Genomic DNA, 18,627 nt, shown 5'->3' with positions numbered 1-18,627 from the left:
TCTCGAAAGCTATAATTAACTCCTGTTTTTCTTGTGCAGAATAAGCACTTTTGGCCATAAAAAAACCCCCAATAAAGTAAAACAGATTTTTATTATTTCATCTGTCTACTTTATCGGGAGCATATCAAGTATTGGGACACCTTCTTTTTTATTAATTTAAACTATTTCTATAAACATAAGGGTCATTCGGCTTTGGAATGATTTTGTAGCTTGTCACTTTTAAAACAGGTATTTTGGTTTTCATTTGTGGATAATAGACTGTATCCATGGTTCCTGTCGCCTGATACCACTGGTCATTTGGGATATGAATATTGTTCGGGAATTGAATCATCAAACCAAAAGCTCCAGAGTCTGCGACACAGTGAATCATCCCGAATCGAAGTAAAAATAGTTGGTTGGATTGTAATCCAGGGCCATTGTAAGTAAATCCTTTCATCGTAAGAGTTTTCCCTACAAAATCCCCTGAAAAATTATATAACACTTCTAAACCGACTAAATAGTCTTTATCTGTTAAAGTAATATTATTTTTTGGAATATAAGACTTCGACTCTTTCCTGACTAAATCCGTAAAATCAGATTGGTTCATGAATTTACTCATATCAGGATTCAGAACTTGATGGGTTCCGTACTGATCACTTCCGTCTTCTAATGTTGGAAATGAAAATCCCTTGGCATTTACTAGCTGTGAATCAAGAGTTGCCACCGGCAAAACTACGCCAGAAATAGCAGGAATTAACACAAGTGAGTATGCCAAGAATTTTTTTATTTTTTTTCCAGCAGATGGTTTCTTTTTTTCGTGATCATGCTCATGATGGTGTTCATGGTCTTTATGATCGTGGCTACAATCACAATCATGTTCTTTTTCTTTCTTCTCTCCAGATGACCATAATTTAATTCCTTCGACAACTGTAAGTATGAACAAAATCACGATCATACTCTCCGATAGGAAGCTATATTTCATATTTATATATTTTGAAATATTTCCTGTGGTATGCAGCATAAAAAACAAGTTTGTAGTAAGTATTAAAATAAGGACTTTAAACATCATCACACATCCTTTACAACAGAAGTGAACCAATGAATACAAATGACGAAATTAATGAAACTAAAAGAAGAGCAAATTTTGCTTTAAAAGACCCGAACATCATCAGTAAATTTTTAATATCTACCATATTGCCAAACACTAAGAAAGAAACGATTGACGTTTGAGGGAAAAAATTACGAAAAGATGCTGCTACAAAAGCATCTGCTTCCGAACAAACAGATAAGATAAAAGCTAAAACCATCATAACCAATATAGCAGTTGCATGCGTACCGCCCAGTGTTGTTAATATCCGTGTAGGTACATAAACTTGCATAGTAGATGCAAGTAGTGCACCCAGCACTACGTATTTTCCCATATTAAAAAATTCGTCAATCGTATGGTTAAGAACACTCCATAATTTTTGTCTAGTATTCTGGTGGGAATGGTCGTGAACATGTATTTCATTATTTTCTTTTAGTGGGTTGTCCTTTATGACAAAAGATAAAACAAGTCCAACTAAAATAGAAACACCGATTGCTAACCCTGCTCGGTACCCTACCATCGTCCAGCTATCTCCGAATGCAATAAATGTTGCAAATAAAACAATCGGATTGATAATTGGACCAGAAAGCATAAAGGAAATTGCTGCATGAGGGGCAAGCCCTTTTTTTATTAACCGTGAAACGATGGGAACAATCCCACATTCACATCCAGGAAATAATACTCCCATAAAACTAGCAGCCACAACAGATAAATATCTATTTTTTGGCAGAATTCTAAGCAGTGTATTTTCAGAAACAAAAACTTCTATCAGGGCAGAAATAAAAGCGCCAACGACAATAAATGGGAATGCTTCAATGATAATACTTATAAAAATCGTATTCAATTGTAATAATCGATCCATACATATTCCTCCTGTGATATCACACAATTGGTCTCACTTAAAAAAACAACTACTATCATATCAAAATGATCATGAATTTGATATGTTTTGATTTTCCATATGAGTAAATAGTTTTCCCATCACAATATATTAAACTATCTTTGTGACGAAAATGTTAACAATTCAAAAGTATTTTCAATAACCAGTAATAATTAGAAATAAAAAATCCAGACAATTACGACTGGATTTCTCTTTATAAGCTATTTTTAGTTGTATCTTCACTTTTGTGATAGGAGACGGAACCCGTTACCTTCGTGCGTCCTCACTTTTTCGAATTACACCCGATTCTTTAAATTTTAACTGATTCCACTGTTTCTTTTATTCATCAGCTTTATTACCTGCTCCTTTGGGTTCCAGCAATCAAATTTATAGTTCGTTTTTGTTTCATAACCTAATCGGCTGCAAAAATTAGTGATTCCTTCTGATTTTTTCTCTATTTTAAAATGACGGCATGTTGCACAGCAATGGAAATCTTTCATGGACACCAGCACCTTTGCATCTTCAAAATAACAGGGAAAAAACTTACGATTTTTTCTCTGTTATTTATAGTTTATACTTTTCAGACCGGAGTGATAAGCTTTTGGGCCAGCCTTTTTCATGATTGAATCAACAAACATTTGACTGCGATGAAAATCCTGTATTTGCGGAAGCAGTTCCACTTTTAACGTTGCGGCAAGGGTGGTGTGAACGTATAACATGTCCCGAAACAAATCGACTGCTCCACAATAATTCGGGTAAAAGCTATCTCCCGTACCGAATACGGCTGTGACCAAGTCTTTATTGCCAAGCTCCTCTAATCCTTGATAGAGTTTCCACATCTCTTTAGGGATTTCACCATCTCCCCACGAATAGGTGCCAATCGCGATCGCATCAAAAATACTTAGAAGCTCAAGGGGGAAATCTTCAATCCTATAAATATACACGTCCACTGAACGGCCAATCAAGTTTCGATAAATCAGCTCGGCTAATTCCTTGGTGTTACCTGTAACAGACGAATAAACAACGGCAATCTTCATCTTATAATTCGTCAAACCCGTTGGACTGTGAGACTTTTGAGTAGGTTCTTGATTTTTGCTCAAAGAAATCCGACTTCGTCTCATTCACCATATCATCTCCAAACACTTGAATCCATGGCATAGGGTTTATTTTTTCAGGATATAAATTGTTCAATCCCAGCTGTCTCAATCTCTTATTTGCCAGATATTCGACATACCCCTCAAACTCCTGTAAATCAATACCTTTTATTTCAGCTAAAATGTAATGAGCCCACTCCTTCTCCAGCTTGACTGCCTCGTTTATGGTTTGATATACATAGTTGATATTTTCATCTGTATGAAGAGCAGGATTTTCCGTTAAAAGAATGCGGATAAACTGAGCTATAAAATAGGCATGCTGCATTTCATCCCGTTGAATATAACTAATCATCGTACTGGTTTTCAGCATTTTTTGCTGACGAGCTAAATGATAGAAAAAGGCAAACCCTGCGTAAAAGTAAATTCCTTCAAGATTGATAGAATTCACACCTAATTGGAATAAAGTTTGCGGTGTAGGATTCTCTCTAAACTGCTCGTATGCATCTAAAATTAATTGATTTCTCTTCCTCACAATTGGATCCTGTTTGGCCTGATTAAACCGGTCATTTTGTTCGCCTCTCGGGACCAAGGAGCTTAGGATATAGGAATAAGATTCATTATGGACCGCTTCTTGCTGTGAAATCACAGCAAAGATTGCTTTGAAGCTAGAGTCTGTTACATAATCCATGACCTGACTCATCGTCGGTGTTTGCAAGCTGTCAAGTGAAGCAAGTTGTGTGTTTATTCGCAGAAAAACATCTTTTTCTGTATCACTTAGGGAATCCCACTGTTTAATATCATCCTGCATATTAATTTCTTGCGCCTTCCAAAAATTTGCAAGCAGAGTTTGATACAAATCATACATTTTGGGATAGGCAATATCATTCCAATTCAACAAACCTGATGACTTGCCATTGATAATTCCGGTTGACTTATTAGGATAATCCGGGTTTAATAGTTTAATTTTGGTTAATGGTGTCTGAATCATTTTGTAAATACCTCCCTTTATTCACTAACTATGGCATGCTTCACATTCGTTGATTTCTGTTTGAGATGTACTTCTGACGTAATAAGTTGTTTTTAAACCTTGCTTCCAGGCTTCCATATGAAGATTCAATAAGTCCTTCGCTTTAATGTCATGACGAACATAAAGATTAAAGCTAATCGATTGATCAATGTGCCGCTGGCGGGCAGCATTTTGTCGAATGCTCCAAGTCTGATCCAAGACATGTCTCGACCGGCGATAATAGTTATACGTGTTATGATCTAAATCTGGTGCCGTGACTTTAAATTTGAAATTCTTCTTTTCTTCCGCGTATTCGACCGCATACAATGGATCAATTCCATCTGTCGAACCACCGATTTTTGCTGTAGATGAATTAGGAGCAATCGCCATCATCCAGCCATTTCTCACTCCGAATTTGGAAACATCCTCTTTTAGCTGATTCCACCGTATACTTTTATAACCTTTTCTCTCAAAATAACGGCCCGTTTGCCATTCTGACCCAGCGAACTTACTATAAAAGCCTTTTTCTTTTGCTAACAACATGGAGGAACGAATGGTATAATAGGCAATTTCCTCATAAAGTCGGTCGGCAAAGGAAACGGCCTCATCTGATTCCCAGAAGATCCCCTCTAAGGCAAGGAGGTGATGCCAGCCAAATGTGCCCAAACCAATGGCGCGATATTTTTTATTGGTCACTTCGGCTTGTCCGACTGAAATGGTATTAAGATCAATGACGTTATCTAACATTCTTACCTGAATGGAAATTAACCGTTCTAAAACATGCACTGATTTAGGCAGATTAATAGAAGATAAATTACAAACTACAAAATCCCCGGGTTTGCGAACAATCACGATATTTCCATCTTCATCCTTATATTCTTTGACAATGGTTGTAGCAGACATATTTTGAGCGATTTCCGTACACAAATTGCTGCAAAAAATAGACGTTCGTCCCGTTCCTGCTATATGTTTGTTAGGATTTTGCCGGTTGACTTCATCTCGATAAAACATATATGGTGTTCCTGTTTCTAATTGAGATATCATTATTCGCGCCATAATATCCATTGCCCGATACGTTTTCCTTGGCAGTAATGGATGCCTTACCGCTTCTTCGTATTTTTCAGTAAAGAACTTTTCATCCAGCTCGTCATAAAAATCTTCTAAACCCAGAGGCGTTCCCTCTTCATCCTTCCAGCCCATGATTTGTTTGACTTGATGGGGGCAAAAGGTATGCCATTCTCCAATGCTTCGGCCATTTTCATCGACTTCTTCCAGTTTCTTCATAAATAAATCAGGGATGGAAACGCCCGTAAAAATATCATGTGCCTTTCGTCTTTCGTCTCCATTGTTTGTTTTTAGATCTAAAAAGCCATTCATCATGTCTTTATGAAAAATATCTAAGTAAACGGCGATGGCTCCTTGTCTTTGTCCTAGCTGATCCACACTGACAGCTGTATCATTGATGAGTCTAATCCAAGGAACCACACCAGATGAATTTCCTTTAAATTTTTTAATATCAGACCCCAACGCACGTACTTTTCCAAGATAAATACCAATACCGCCGCCATCTTTACTTAGGCGGGCAATGTCCCAATTGTTTAAATAAATTCCGTCTAACGAATCGTCTACCGTATCAATAAAACAGGACGAAAGCTGCCCAAAACTCTTCCCAGCATTAGAGAGTGTTGGGGTCGCAACGGTCATATATAAGTTGCTTAATGCCCAGTATGCTTCTTTCACATAGAGTAATCGCTTTTCCTTAGACTCGTTTTTCATTAAGGTCATCGCGATGATCATAAAGCGTTCTTGAGGCAGTTCGTAGATTCTTCCCTCGTAGTCTTTCGCAAGGTATCTGTCTGCTAACAAAAATAAACCTATATAATTAAACAAAAGGTCCTTGTCTGAGTCTATTACCGCCCCCAGGTTTTCAATTTCTTCCTTGGTATAATCATTTAATACATTTTCAGAGTAGATACCTATGTTCGTCAGATATGTAAGTAGTTTATAGAAATCACCGTATTTTTCATTTTGCTGATATCCTCTATGTTTGGCTGCTTTCTCATATAACTCATTTAAAAATAAGTTTGCCGCCAGAAAGGTCCAGTTTGGGTCCTCCATGGAGATTTGATTTAAGGCATAGAGCAGTGATTGTTCGTAACGTGATGATTTTTCTAGCTCAGATATCTTTTTATAAAGCAGAGTGGTATCTAGTTTGTATTTTTCATTTGCTGTTTTGATGGCTTCTAAAACGGCATCCATCTCTGGATGATTTTTTACAGTCATTTATATTACCCCTTTTTTATGACCGTGGCTCCAGTATTTTGGGGAGTTCGGGCATAAATATTCTTATTTGTGACCGTCACACCTATTTTTTCTGGAACTCGGGCATAATTTACTTTTTTTGTTACCATTGCTTCTCATTCTCCGAACTCTCGGGCACAATTAACGTTTTTTGTTACCGTATTCCCTCTTCTTCATACACACTCGGGCACAAACATCAAAAAACCCATCTTCAGAGGAGATGGGTTTAATAAAACGTGGATTGATCTAGTAAAACAGCAGGATCACTGTATTAGTCAGAATACCCCTCGTTCTATCTTCCCACCACCCGAAGAAGATAACACGCTATAAAAATGGCAGGTCTCCTGACTTATGCTTTGAACCTACTCTAATCCCTTCCCGTCCTATGACAGTGGATATGATTATTTCGTCAGCATATACAGTTGCGGGTACAGTTCTGGATTTTCACCAGATTCCCTATTAAGTCTCTATGGACACCATTTTCATTGGTTATTATCTATATTTAGTATCTTTTTAAATAATAAACACTAAATATTGTATATCAACTAATATAGTATACTACTCTCACTTTGACAAGTAATTTATTTATTCACAACAAGATTAGCTCTCACCTGGTGTGCTGCTGCTACCATTACCTCTAGGGCAGCAACAGACTCCTTCAACCCGCGGGTTTTCAAACCACAGTCAGGATTTATCCAAAACAGCTTCGAATCAAGGACTTGAAGGGCCCTCTCAATGTTTCTCGTCAACTCTGCAAGTGCTGGTACACGAGGACTATGAATATCGTAAACTCCGAGACCAATCCCTTTATCATACGTATTTTCTTCAAAAGCAGACAGTAATTCACCATGACTGCGGGATGTCTCAATTGAAATCACATCCGCATCGAGAGCCTTTATTGCATCAATAATATCTTCAAAATTGGCATAACACATATGCGTATGAATTTGGGTCTCATTTTGAACTGATGCGGTGGCAAGCTTGAAGGCATATACGGCAGCATTCAAATAATTCTCCCAGTTCTCACGCTTTAGCGGCAGTCCTTCACGGAGTGCAGGCTCATCCACTTGAATCATTCGGATTCCACTTTCCTCAAGTATTTCAACTTCTTTGCGAAGTGCAAGGGCAATTTGATTGGCCACCTCATTACGTGGAATATCATCGCGGACAAACGACCAATTTAGAATCGTAATTGGACCTGTCAACATCCCTTTTACAGGCTTCGACGTTAACGACTGTGCAAAAATTGTTTCCTTGACGGTCATTGGGACCTGGAAGGAAACATCTCCATAAATGAGCGGCGGCTTTACACAGCGGGAGCCGTAGGATTGTACCCAACCGAATTTAGTGAATTGAAACCCAGCTAATTTTTCTCCAAAATATTCAACCATATCGGTCCGCTCAAATTCTCCATGGACCAATACATCTAGGCCTAGTTCTTCTTGAATTTCTATCCATTTTTTAATTTCTGTATTGATATAATTCTCATATTCCGCATCTGTTAACTCGCCTTTACGCCATAGTTGACGCTGTTTTCGGACCTCCTGTGTTTGCGGGAAGCTCCCAATAGTGGTGGTGGGCAATAGTGGTAATTGAAATGTGCCTTCCTGTATGACTTGTCGATTCTTAAATGGCACTTCCCGTTCAGCCCTAAATGAAGCCAAGTTTTCAATGTCCTTTTGCACTTGTTGATTGTTTCGGAAGGATGATTCATTCAATGCTTTAATTGCTTTTTTACTAGCTTCCAGCTCTTCTTGAATCGAGTCTTTCCCTTGACGAAGTCCTTTTGTTAGAATAACAACCTCGGATAATTTTTCATCCGCAAAGGATAGCGCATTTTTCAGTACCCCTTCCAGTGCTTCTTCACTTTTCACTGTTACAGGCACATGTAATATGCTTGATGAGGGCTGGATAATCAAGCGGTCCTTCGACACACTCTCGGCAATTTCTGCAAGTAACGATGTTTTTTCATCAAGATTGGCGCGCCAGATATTCCGACCATCGATAACTCCAGCGGCAAGTACTTTATTTTTCGGGAATCCCCACTTCTTCAAAGAGGCAAGATTCTCACCGTGATCATGGACGAAATCCAAGCCAATTCCCTGAACAGGAAGGGAAATAATCTCGCTGTAATAATCGGTGCTATCAAAGTACGTTTGTAACAGAAGCTTTACGTTTGGTGCTGCCTCATTCAATTGCTGGTAGACATCAGAAAATAGCTCTACCTCTTCTTTAGAAAGACTTGTCACAAGCATAGGCTCGTCGATCTGTACCCATTCTACACCTTCGGCCTCAAGCTCACTAAGTATTTCAGCATATAGCGGCACAAACTGTTGAACCACTGTTTTAAAATCACTATACCCTTTTGAGAGTTTGACAAAGGTAACCGGCCCTAAAATAACTGGCTTTCCTTCAATCCCCAGTTTTTGTTTTGCCTCTTGATAAAACTGAAGTGGACGGTTATCAACAAGCGTCGGAACAGCTCCCTCCAGCTCAGGAACAATATAGTGATAGTTCGTGTTAAACCATTTTGTCATTTCAGCTGCCACGGCATCTTTTCTTCCTCGTGCAATTTCAAAATAGGTTTCTAGTGACACTTTTCCACCATTATGATTAAACCGCTTAGGCACCAGACCGAACATTACAGCTGTATCTAGCACATGGTCATATAGGCTAAAATCACCGACTGGAATCAGATCAATCCCCTGGTCCTTTTGCTTCTGAAGATGCTGCAGGCGAATCTCTTCCATTTGTGTTAAAAATAGCTCTTTTTCTATTTTCCCTGCCCAAAACTGTTCAAGGACCTTTTTCCACTCGCGTTTTTCTCCAATTCTTGGATAACCCAAATTCGAACTCTTCATCTTGTTTTACATCCCCTTATATGTTTCTTTTTTGTCCCAATAAAAAATCTCCCTTTTCTTATAGAAAAGAGAGATTGATACGCACAGTTAACTAGAATTGAGACCATCAGGATTTCTCAACACGTATTTCTCACTCCCCCCTATACACCCGTAGAGTCCAAGCGCATACAACAGGCAGGTCTCCTGGCTTAGGTTCATCGCTCCTTATCCCTTCCCATTTCAATTGAAACAGTGGTTCTTTGATAAGTCGCTCACCATTACAGTGGCGGGACCGCTCCGGATTTTCACCGGTCTTCCCTTTTAAGCTGTGTAAGGTTCACACAGCACCTGATGCATTTATTATGTAATTTTTACAAACATTTTGAATTTAATAGCCATGTTAGCATGGATAACGAAGACTGTCAAAATATTATTTTCTAACAAGCGTAATATTTTGTTATAATGATCCTATGACAAATTCTCCTAGGAGTAAAATGATGGAATTAACATATGAAGTGATCTCGGATGAAAATATTGATTGCTGCAGAGATTTATGTAATGAACTTATGGTATTCCAAAAATCAAAAGCAACCATCAAACCTGAATTGTTTGACAGCATGAATTTTGAAACAAGGATGATTCCGTCCATCAAAAGTGCCCTGCACAATTATACGGTAGTATCAAAAGACGGCGATAAACCAGTTGGTTATGTCTACTCCAACATTTCTGCTAAAGAAGCCTATTCCAATGACTTTGCCACTTTTTTTGATCTATCTTCTGTTAGAAAAAGTAATATAGGATGTTTATCCAATTTTTATATAAAAGAGGAATACAGGCAATTTGGGATTGGTTCTACACTTTTTAATATCTCAATGGATTGGTTAAAACAATTTGAGGATGTCGAAGATTACTTTATCTTTGTCTCAAATGGCAATACAAATGCTTTGGAATTCTACAAACAAAAAGGTTTTTCGGTCAGTCATGATATATTGGATGGTTTTATCACTGTTTTACGAAAACATAAGAAAAATATGATGTAAACCTAACAGGTAAAACAAATGTTTTACCTGTTTAATTGTTAGAGTACAGTGACGGAAGCTCGATCTCGAATTTCTAACGGGTCTTGTGGTTCTGTTGATTGATTGACTTCAACCATTGGTACTCTTGTTTGTGAATCATTTCCGGGACTCATCTCAGCAGGTTCTCCGATATCATTCATGGCTGATGGAAAGTTATTTTGTTTATCCACATCTCTCACCTCCCTATTTTATTATTTCAAACAGATGAAAAAATAATTGTTTCTTTAAAAATTGGAAATAGTAATGAAGTAGAAATTAATGAGTAGGTGGGGTAATCATGGAAGAAAACAAACCGAATTTCCATAAAGAAACAATCAAAAGTTCTCACGAGAATGAACCAGCCTTTAATGTATATTTAAATGAAATGCTAGTTGCCGAAGTACGGGGGAGTGATCCTACTCAACTAACCGTCATTCCGATGAGAGAACTGAATGATTATGAGGAAGACAAACTTCACGAGTATATAGAATCCATGGTTTCGGATCAAGAATATTAATGTGAAAAGGACTAACCATCATTTGTTAGTCCTTACTTGTCATATTATTTTTTTAAAACAAAGAATGACTTGATCGATTTCGTCTTTTGTCGTGTACCTGCCTAAACTAAAGCGAATTGCCCCCATCCCCACTTCTTCAGGCACACTCATCGCCTTTAGCACCGGAGATAATTCAATACTTCCGGCATGACAGGCAGATCCTGTTGATGCAGCAAGATTAGGGATTGCTGGAAGCAAGTCTTGACCTACTTTTCTGACAAAACTTACATTCAAGGTATTTGGCAGTCTTAGTTCAGGATGCCCATTTAAGACAACCTGTTCTCCAAATTCATCCTGTAGTTGACGCCAGAAATAATGGGTCAACTCCTTTATTTGCTGATTTGTATCCTGTTGCTTCGCTATTTCACAGGCCTTTCCTAATCCCACAGCCAATAAGGTATTTTCCGTTCCTGCACGAATCCCAAACTCATGCCCCGCTCCGTGAATGAGTGGTTCAAGCTCCATTCCGTTTCTAATAAATAATGCGCCAATTCCCTTTGGTGCATACAGTTTATGCCCGGCAATCGTGAGAAGATCAACTTTTAGTTCATTCACGTCAATAGAAACTTTTCCTGCTGATTGAGAAGCATCTGTATGAAAAGCAATCCCATACCTTTCGGCGATCTTCCCAATCTCTTTGATTGGCTGCAACGTGCCGGTTTCATTGTTAGAGTGCATAATGGAAATCATGATGGTTTCTTTTGTTACTGCCTTCTCGATTTCTTCCGGTAAAATTCTCCCGAACCGATCGACACCTATGTAAGTCACTTTTGCTCCTACTTGTTCCAGGAACTTACAAGGGTTCATAATCGCAGGATGCTCAATTTTAGATGTAATGATATGATTGCCTTTATGTCGATTTTTAAAATAAAATCCTTTTAATGCCAAGTTATTGGCTTCGCTGCCGCCGCTAGTAAAAATGACTTCTCCTGCTGTGCTCCCGATTAAATTGGCCACCTGTTCTCTAGCATTCTGTAAGACCTCTTTTACTGGGCCACCTGCCCAATGCAAGGCCGAGGGATTTCCATAAAAATCGGTTAGCAAAGGCTGCATGGCGTCTACCACTTCAGGTGCCAAAGGGGTGCTCGCATTATAATCAAGATAAATTTTTTCCATAGCCATCTTATTTCCCCTTTACTTAGGTTTATAAAACAGGGACTTTCATGCTGCTTTTAATAAATTCAGCAAATAAGTTGTTCATTCCAGTATTTGTACTTGCCATTGATTCGGGATGCCATTGAACTCCGACTGTAAAAGTACATGGATGAACATATTCTACTGCCTCAACAACTCCGTCGGATGACCGAGCGACTACTCGTAACTCACTGGCTATCCTATCTATCGATTGATGATGCAGACTATTTACTCTTACATGCTCAGAGCCAAGTAATTGAAATAATTTACTATCATTCTCAATGTTCACCCAATGAGTATCACGACTTCTCTTTACTATTTGCGAATGCTGGATCGGTTCTTTAACTTGGCAAGGGATATCTTGTATTAGGGTTCCGCCTAGAGCCACATTTAAGATTTGTATCCCTCTGCAAATTGCCAGAAGTGGAATGTTGTTCTCCAGTGCATATTTAACAATGGCAATTTCTACTTTGTCGCGCTCAGGAATGGTTGGCCCTAATTGTGGATGAGGGTCCCGGCCATAAAATTGCGGGTCCACATCTTCTCCGCCGCTTAAGATGATTCCGTCACATAAAGGAAGCGTTTCTAGCGCTATTTCTGCATTAATAAAGGGAACAATGATGGGTATCCCACCATTGTTCGCAACGGATTTATGATAATCATGGTGCACATAGACACCTTCCATATAATGATTATGGTTAACATAGGCACCGGTGATGCCAATAACAGGTTTTTTCATAATATCCCCCTTTAAATCTAAAGCCAGCCTTCATCAATCGAGCTATTATCTGCAATCGAGTAGGCTGCATTTGTGATCGCCTGTGCTAAAGTTTCCCCCGTTTCACAAACATCACCAAAGCAAGCCCCCGATGTTCCATTCGTTTTATAGCCAAATCCCAGCTCTTTTAACCTTTCGACGATTAGTATTGCATGCTCTATATTTTCTTCGGGCTGAAACTCCGAAACTAGAATAAACTGTTCCTTTTCATAATCGTATCAGCGATCCCATCTGTTTAACTTCCAGCCTAGGATTCTGCGCGCAATGATTTCTATTTTGTTCATAGCCGTTAACTCCTTTTTTTTACGTTTTATTATTTTACCATTTTCAAAGATTCCATCCTATCAAAATAGCATACTCTTAAGGCGAATCGAAAATTTTCACAAATTCTCCACAATAGACTATACTTGTACTTACTACCGTTAGTTGGTTTTATTTGCTTAAGGATAGGGAAATATGTATATTGAGGTGAGAAAATAAAATGAAAGTGAACATAACAAAGGACGCAAATCAACAGCTTATAACCCTGCTTGGTGAGGGACCATTGGTTAGAATAAACGAAATCCGTACCACTGGTTGAGGGGCTACCTATATGTATGAACTTGCTCAGGTTGAGCAGGCAGAAAATGAAGAAATTTTTAATGTAGATGGGATTACCATCCTTATTGACCCACTGGTGATTCTTCATCTTGATGGGGATATCGTGATTGACCATAACAAAAATTATGGATTTATTCTTAAAAATAGTTATGAAATTTTAACTTTTGGGATGAATTTAAAAAAGAACTCCTAGCCTAAAGGAAGTTAAACAGCCACTGTATCGTAATGAAACAGTGGCTGTTTTGTGTAATTCAATTGTTAAAGTTGACATTCTTTATTGAAGTATTCGTGCAGTTAGGAACTGGGCTTTGACGAATTTTATAGGAAAAGCTGTTTGAATATAAACCATTCAAATACATATGCATTAGGTAGTAGATTGATTTTTAAGGAGGTAGTCTCTTGAAACATTCTTACCAACCCGGAGTAAAGCCCTACCTTAATACAAAGTCCTTAAGTCCTGAAAATCAAGAAACACCTATCCAATTTTTACATGGTGAAATTGTCCATAGTAAATTATTTTATAGAAGAAATCATTTTTCCTACCCTCATTTTACTTCATCCTTCTATTTTCTCCCGATTGAGGGATTGGTGCATACTCCAAAAACATTTTCATTACAGGAAATATATTCATTGCCATCGAAAACGATAAAAGTTGTTTTAGAATGTTCTGGAGATAAGCGTGAGTTATTCCAACCAAAGGTATTTGGAGAGCAATGGGAAAAAGGGGCAATCAGTCAAGGTATCTGGAAAGGTGTTTCTTTAAGAACGTTATTGAAGTCCACGGGCTTGCTTACTACTGCGAAAGAAATCGTTTTTGAAGGCTATGATTATGGAGAAAGACCTGATTCCAGCCAAATATTTAGCTTTGCAAGAAGTTTACCCATTGAAAAAGCTCTAGAACCAGAAACCATTATTGCATATGAGTATAATGATCACCCTATCCCCTTCAAGCATGGATTTCCCTTAAGATTGATTGTCCCTGGATGGTATGCAATGGCTTCTGTAAAATGGATTAAAAAAATCACTGTGATTGATAAAGATTTTACCGGGCCCTTTCAAGCAGTTGACTACGTTTACTATCCAAACAAAGAAAACGATCATGGAAAGTTTCCTGTCACTACAATCCATGTAAACTCCACCATCCAATATCCATTAAATAGGCAATTATTGCCTACAGGGATTTATCAAATAAAAGGAATCGCATGGACCGGAAAAGGGATGATAACAAAGGTCGAACTTAGTTTAGATGGTGGTCAAACATGGAATATCTGTCAACTAACTTCTAAATCTGAAAAATATTCATGGGTTCCTTGGAATTTTGAATGGGAGGCACTAAAAAAAGGAGAATATACCATAAAATCAAAAGCCACTGATTTCGAAGGCAATGTTCAACTTTCAGAACCATTTTGGAACAGGAAGGGCTACGGTTATAATGCCATTGACTCTGTAGAAGTCAAAGTGGAATAACGCTACGCTCAACTAAGAGGTTCCTTTTAAATATAAGGCTGTGTTAATCTTGAATGTTGATTTCCGCTCAAGGCGGCTTCGTTCCAATCAACATGCTAATAATTAACAAGAACCTTTAACACAGCCAAATATAAAAAAGAGAAAGTTTTTAATGATAAGACAGAGGAATCCTCTGCCATTTTTCGTATTATAGATTTTAGAATTTTACCTTAAACCACTAGTTATATGTATACATCATCCAGAAACCTATGTCTTCAAAACCAATTCGCTTGTAAATAGCACCAGCTTCGGGATTATCGTAGAACAAACATAGTTCTTTTCCTTCATCTAAAAGTTCGGTACACAACCTAAGCATGCACTTAGTAGCATATCCTTTTTTCTTATAGTTTTCTAGCGTAGCTACACCAACAACCATCGCTGACAATGAATTTTCTGCCGCCGTTGAGGCAGTTGATACTATTTCGCCATCCTCCATAATAAAAAAGGAACGCGAACTCCGATCTTTCAATTCCCGGAGTTTCCTTTCTACTGTCATAGTGGACCCGCTAAATTCAGGAACGGAATTTAGTAATTCAACAAGTGCTTCAGCATCGTAAGCATGGGCCTGTTGGACAGTCGATAATTCCACGCTGTTCCCATTTGTATTTAACTTTGTACACTTAGCATAGTAAAGTTGTCTCTTCCTTTTGTATGGTTGATTTAAGTAAGGTTCTATCCGCTCGGTAATTTCCTTAAGTCCAGACATCATCTTAAATGAAGGGTCATTAGACATAATCTCAGCAAAGGCTCTAGCATTGTATGATTCTATTGCAAATGGAATATAGTTTTGTTCGAATTTTAATAAGACAGCAATTAGTTCTCCTCTACCGTTAAACTCACCCCAGAGCTTTTGAAAGTTTTGTTCATACCCGTATACCTCTATGTCACCAATGATAAATAAGTTTTCTGCTGGTTTAGTTCTTAACAACCTTAGGCATACCTCATGATCAAGTTGAGTTAGTCTTCTTAACAACGTTACTCCCCCCCTATTTCCTCATTCCTAGTCCTCTTAATTTTAACATTAAAAACCAATTTGAGATGGATATTCTTAAGCTGAAATTTTAAAAAATAAGATATCCGAACAGTAAGGTGTTCCAAAAATGCCCACTTTTCCAAGTACATATTACTTGATATTTTTCTAAATTATGGTATTCTTATAGTAAATTTTCAGTATATTTTGAATTATTAATTAAAAATTATCTTGTTCTTTATCTATCACTTTCACCACAAGATGAAATCCTAACTTTCTAATGGTTCGGTAAATTTATAATGAATGGAATGGAGTGGATGGTATGAACGATTTCCAAGGAGGATCTCTTGAGGCTATAAACACACATGTCTGTCAGGATTGTGGAAGATTAACGTTAAAACATGGAGAAGCTGAATCAAATAAAAAACAAGGAATTCTCTTTCCTATATTAGGTTGGACGTTCTTTGTTCTTTCACTTATTTTTATTCCCATTTTGTTTGGAGCAGCCGCGTTTTTGATGGGTTTCTTTACTTTCCATGATCGAAGTAAAGCACACGGCGCTGTCCTCATGATGTTTGCCTCAGTTGGATTAATCTTGGGCTCACTGTTCAGTATTATGGTTCCTGGAACGATGTTTTTTTAGTTTTTTCAATGGTTGGTAGATATTCTATCAACCATTTTTTATTTTTAAGGAATAGCTTGAGTAACAGTCGAAGTATAATAAAATACTCTCCATCACACCACGCAGACAACTGATTATTTGACTAAAGGGCAAGTCATGTATTGTAGTAAGTTCTCTAGACTTACCAATAATTTGTTTACACTTTTGGATGGTCCTTTTTATCATATTAATTAGTCGTGATATACTGAGTAATACAACTATTTGTTATGTAAGCTAGAAAGCATCATAGGAGTGTGTACGATGAATTATAAGGTTGTCATTTTAGATATAGACGGAACTATTGTTCCACATGGAAAAAACATTAGTCCTGCAACGAAGGATGCGATTCAACGGTTAAAAGATCGAAATATGGAAGTCGTCATTGCTACAGGAAGGGCTCCATATTTCTCAATGTCTGTTATCGAAGATACTGGTGTAAATTCAATGGTCTTCTTTAATGGCTCGTATGTTTTTCATGAAGGGATAGAAATTTTTCAAAATCCAATCGATAAAAACATCTTGAAAAAGGTTCAACTGTTATCTGGTGATTTTCAGCATCCGCTTACGTTCTTAAGCAGTTCTAGCTTTAAAGCGACCGACCTAAGTCATCCTTATGTGGTTGAAGCCTACAGCCGTGATCCATGGAAGCCTGAACTGGCACCCCCGCAGTTTTGGATGGATCAGGATATTTTTCAAATGTTTCTCCATTGTAATTTAGAGGAAGAGGTTCATTATAAGGCAAACATTCCTGAGTTGGACTTCCGAAGGTGGAGTTCTGGGGCAAGAACCTGCGATGTCAATCTAACGAATTCTAATAAGGCTGTCGGTATCACCAAATTATTGGAGAAGCTGGGAATTGCACCAGATGAAGCTGTTGCCTTCGGGGATGGCTTAAATGATATTGAGATGCTTTCATTAGTTGGCATGGGTGTAGCCATGGGGGCTTCGTCTAATGAATTAAAGCAAGCAGCCAATATGGTGACACTGTCTGCAGAAGAAGATGGAGTAGCCTACGGGTTGGAACAACTAGGTTTAATTTAACTGAAAAAAGCTTGTAGAATTGTCCTGACAGGACCTATTTTACAAGCTTTTCATATTAAATCTTATGAATTTATTGTTCTGCTTCCCATTTAGCCACTTCTTCACGAACACGTGGAGCAACTTCTTTACCCAACAACTCAATTGCTCTTAAGACATCCTCATGAGGCATGCTTCCAACCGGCACATGGAGCATGAACCTTGTCACTCCTACATTCTTACGAAGGTGAATGATTTTTTGTGCCACTGTATCAGGGTCCCCCACATAAAGCGCTCCTTCAAAGCTCCGTGCAGCATCAAAACTGGACCGATCGTAATATCCCCAGCCGCGTTCTCGTCCGAGTACGTTCATCGCTTGCTGAGTAGAAGGGAAAAATTTATCCGCAGCCGTATCAATGTCATCAGCAATAAAACCATGGGAATGCGACGCTACCGTTAACTTCGACCCATCATGCCCTGCCTGTTCCGCCGCTCTTTTATAGAGTTTAACAAGCGATGCAAACTGGACAGGACGACCGCCAATAATCGCTAGAACAAGCGGCAATCCCAAAAGACCCGCACGAATAACGGAATCAGGCGTTCCCCCGCTGCCAATCCACACAGGCAATGGATCCTGCACTGGACGAGGATATACCCCTAGATTTTGAATCGAAGCCCGATGCTTTCCACTCCAAGTGACTTTCTCGGACTCCCGTAATTTTAATAATAGCTCTAACTTCTCCTCGAACAATTCATCGTAGTCTTGCAGGTCATATCCAAACAATGGGAACGATTCAATAAACGAACCTCGGCCTACCATAATCTCCGCTCGCCCGTTTGAAAGGCCATCTAAAGTGGCAAAATCTTCAAAAACTCGGACTGGATCATCTGATGAAAGGACTGTTACAGCACTCGTCAGCCTGATCCGTTTTGTTTGCGAAGCGGCTGCAGCTAGGACAAGTGTGGGAGAAGACGCCGCATAGTCTTTTCGATGGTGCTCTCCCACTCCAAATACATCCAATCCAACCTGATCAGCAAGGACAATTTCTTCGACGACTTCGCGGAGTCGATCTGCATGACTTATCACTTTTCCGGTCTGTGTATCCGGAGTTGTTTCTACAAATGTACTAATCCCTATTTCCACCTAAATTCCTCCTATA

At 38.5% G+C, this 18,627-nt stretch carries 19 protein-coding genes and 2 riboswitches; of the genes, 6 read left to right on the top strand and 13 right to left on the bottom strand.

Annotation, left to right across the window (positions count from 1 at the left end; genetic code table 11):
• Nucleotides 1-151: 151 nt before the first annotated feature.
• The 7 genes from J7E81_RS29640 to metE all read right to left on the bottom strand — a co-directional run bounded on the left by J7E81_RS29640 (nucleotide 152) and on the right by metE (nucleotide 9,208).
• Nucleotides 152-1,045: a TIGR03943 family putative permease subunit gene (locus J7E81_RS29640; RefSeq protein WP_215047728.1), complete on the bottom strand. Its 894-nt coding sequence runs from the start codon at nucleotides 1,043-1,045 to the stop codon at nucleotides 152-154.
• A gap of 13 nt (nucleotides 1,046-1,058) precedes the next feature.
• On the bottom strand, nucleotides 1,059-1,928 hold the full coding sequence (locus tag J7E81_RS29635) for a permease (protein ID WP_215047727.1): 870 nt from the start codon (nucleotides 1,926-1,928) through the stop codon (nucleotides 1,059-1,061).
• A gap of 335 nt (nucleotides 1,929-2,263) precedes the next feature.
• On the bottom strand, nucleotides 2,264-2,446 hold the full coding sequence (locus J7E81_RS29630) for a hypothetical protein (protein ID WP_215047726.1): 183 nt from the start codon (nucleotides 2,444-2,446) through the stop codon (nucleotides 2,264-2,266).
• Nucleotides 2,447-2,506: 60 nt separating this feature from the next.
• A complete protein-coding gene (locus tag J7E81_RS29625) occupies nucleotides 2,507-2,983 on the bottom strand; it encodes a flavodoxin domain-containing protein (RefSeq protein ID WP_215047725.1) in 477 nt (158 codons plus the stop codon).
• A 1-nt stretch (nucleotide 2,984) separates the two neighbouring features.
• On the bottom strand, nucleotides 2,985-4,028 hold the full coding sequence (locus J7E81_RS29620; protein ID WP_215047724.1) for a ribonucleotide-diphosphate reductase subunit beta: 1,044 nt from the start codon (nucleotides 4,026-4,028) through the stop codon (nucleotides 2,985-2,987).
• Nucleotides 4,029-4,052: 24 nt separating this feature from the next.
• Entirely contained in the window at nucleotides 4,053-6,329 is a 2,277-nt protein-coding gene (locus tag J7E81_RS29615; protein ID WP_215047723.1) for a ribonucleoside-diphosphate reductase subunit alpha, read from the bottom strand.
• A gap of 335 nt (nucleotides 6,330-6,664) precedes the next feature.
• Nucleotides 6,665-6,843, bottom strand: a riboswitch (cobalamin riboswitch).
• Nucleotides 6,844-6,928: 85 nt separating this feature from the next.
• Nucleotides 6,929-9,208, bottom strand: coding sequence for a 5-methyltetrahydropteroyltriglutamate--homocysteine S-methyltransferase (gene metE, locus J7E81_RS29610; RefSeq protein WP_215047722.1), 2,280 nt, complete (start codon nucleotides 9,206-9,208; stop codon nucleotides 6,929-6,931).
• Between the two features lie 156 nt (nucleotides 9,209-9,364).
• Nucleotides 9,365-9,554: riboswitch (cobalamin riboswitch) on the bottom strand.
• Between the two features lie 130 nt (nucleotides 9,555-9,684).
• Between metE and J7E81_RS29605 the strand changes: the two genes are divergently transcribed.
• Nucleotides 9,685-10,227 carry a GNAT family N-acetyltransferase gene (locus J7E81_RS29605; protein WP_215047721.1) on the top strand — a complete coding sequence of 181 codons (543 nt, stop codon included), beginning with the start codon at nucleotides 9,685-9,687 and terminating at the stop codon, nucleotides 10,225-10,227.
• 38 nt (nucleotides 10,228-10,265) lie between these two features.
• Here J7E81_RS29605 and J7E81_RS29600 read toward each other — a convergent pair whose 3' ends face one another.
• The gene (locus tag J7E81_RS29600) at nucleotides 10,266-10,436 is read right to left on the bottom strand and encodes a hypothetical protein (RefSeq protein WP_215047720.1); all 171 of its coding nucleotides are present in this window, start codon (nucleotides 10,434-10,436) and stop codon (nucleotides 10,266-10,268) included.
• Nucleotides 10,437-10,543: 107 nt separating this feature from the next.
• On the opposite strand from J7E81_RS29600, the gene J7E81_RS29595 reads away from it, so the two are divergent.
• On the top strand, nucleotides 10,544-10,762 hold the full coding sequence (locus J7E81_RS29595; RefSeq protein ID WP_215047719.1) for a hypothetical protein: 219 nt from the start codon (nucleotides 10,544-10,546) through the stop codon (nucleotides 10,760-10,762).
• A 39-nt stretch (nucleotides 10,763-10,801) separates the two neighbouring features.
• Here J7E81_RS29595 and J7E81_RS29590 read toward each other — a convergent pair whose 3' ends face one another.
• From J7E81_RS29590 to J7E81_RS29580, 3 genes are read right to left on the bottom strand one after another with little or no spacing between them, the layout of a single operon-like run.
• On the bottom strand, nucleotides 10,802-11,923 hold the full coding sequence (locus J7E81_RS29590; RefSeq protein WP_308162311.1) for a cysteine desulfurase family protein: 1,122 nt from the start codon (nucleotides 11,921-11,923) through the stop codon (nucleotides 10,802-10,804).
• Nucleotides 11,924-11,945: 22 nt separating this feature from the next.
• Nucleotides 11,946-12,674, bottom strand: coding sequence for a gamma-glutamyl-gamma-aminobutyrate hydrolase family protein (locus tag J7E81_RS29585; protein ID WP_215047718.1), 729 nt, complete (start codon nucleotides 12,672-12,674; stop codon nucleotides 11,946-11,948).
• A gap of 17 nt (nucleotides 12,675-12,691) precedes the next feature.
• A complete protein-coding gene (locus J7E81_RS29580) occupies nucleotides 12,692-12,907 on the bottom strand; it encodes a BC1872 family protein (protein WP_308162312.1) in 216 nt (71 codons plus the stop codon).
• Between the two features lie 398 nt (nucleotides 12,908-13,305).
• Between J7E81_RS29580 and J7E81_RS29575 the strand changes: the two genes are divergently transcribed.
• Both J7E81_RS29575 and J7E81_RS29570 read left to right on the top strand, forming a co-directional pair.
• Complete coding sequence (locus J7E81_RS29575; protein WP_215047717.1) at nucleotides 13,306-13,506, top strand: hypothetical protein; 201 nt, start codon at nucleotides 13,306-13,308, stop codon at nucleotides 13,504-13,506.
• A 206-nt stretch (nucleotides 13,507-13,712) separates the two neighbouring features.
• Nucleotides 13,713-14,780, top strand: a complete 1,068-nt coding sequence (locus J7E81_RS29570) for a sulfite oxidase (RefSeq protein WP_215047716.1) — start codon at nucleotides 13,713-13,715, stop codon at nucleotides 14,778-14,780.
• Nucleotides 14,781-14,997: 217 nt separating this feature from the next.
• Here the strand turns inward: J7E81_RS29570 and J7E81_RS29565 are convergent, their stop codons facing one another.
• Nucleotides 14,998-15,792, bottom strand: a complete 795-nt coding sequence (locus J7E81_RS29565) for a GNAT family N-acetyltransferase (RefSeq protein ID WP_215047715.1) — start codon at nucleotides 15,790-15,792, stop codon at nucleotides 14,998-15,000.
• Nucleotides 15,793-16,111: 319 nt separating this feature from the next.
• Between J7E81_RS29565 and J7E81_RS29560 the strand changes: the two genes are divergently transcribed.
• The gene (locus J7E81_RS29560; RefSeq protein ID WP_215047714.1) at nucleotides 16,112-16,432 is read left to right on the top strand and encodes a hypothetical protein; all 321 of its coding nucleotides are present in this window, start codon (nucleotides 16,112-16,114) and stop codon (nucleotides 16,430-16,432) included.
• Between the two features lie 279 nt (nucleotides 16,433-16,711).
• Complete coding sequence (locus tag J7E81_RS29555; RefSeq protein WP_215047713.1) at nucleotides 16,712-17,491, top strand: Cof-type HAD-IIB family hydrolase; 780 nt, start codon at nucleotides 16,712-16,714, stop codon at nucleotides 17,489-17,491.
• Between the two features lie 70 nt (nucleotides 17,492-17,561).
• On the opposite strand, the gene J7E81_RS29550 is transcribed toward J7E81_RS29555, so the two are convergent.
• Nucleotides 17,562-18,611 (bottom strand): LLM class flavin-dependent oxidoreductase, encoded by a 1,050-nt coding sequence (locus J7E81_RS29550; protein WP_215047712.1) that lies wholly within the window; start codon nucleotides 18,609-18,611, stop codon nucleotides 17,562-17,564.
• Between the last annotated feature and the right edge of the window lie 16 nt (nucleotides 18,612-18,627).

The sequence above is a fragment of the Bacillus sp. ISL-18 genome (assembly GCF_018613415.1).
Taxonomy (GTDB): domain Bacteria; phylum Bacillota; class Bacilli; order Bacillales; family Cytobacillaceae; genus Neobacillus.
The sequence above is the reverse complement of the archived record's forward strand: the minus strand, read 5'-3'. Positions and strand labels throughout refer to the sequence as shown.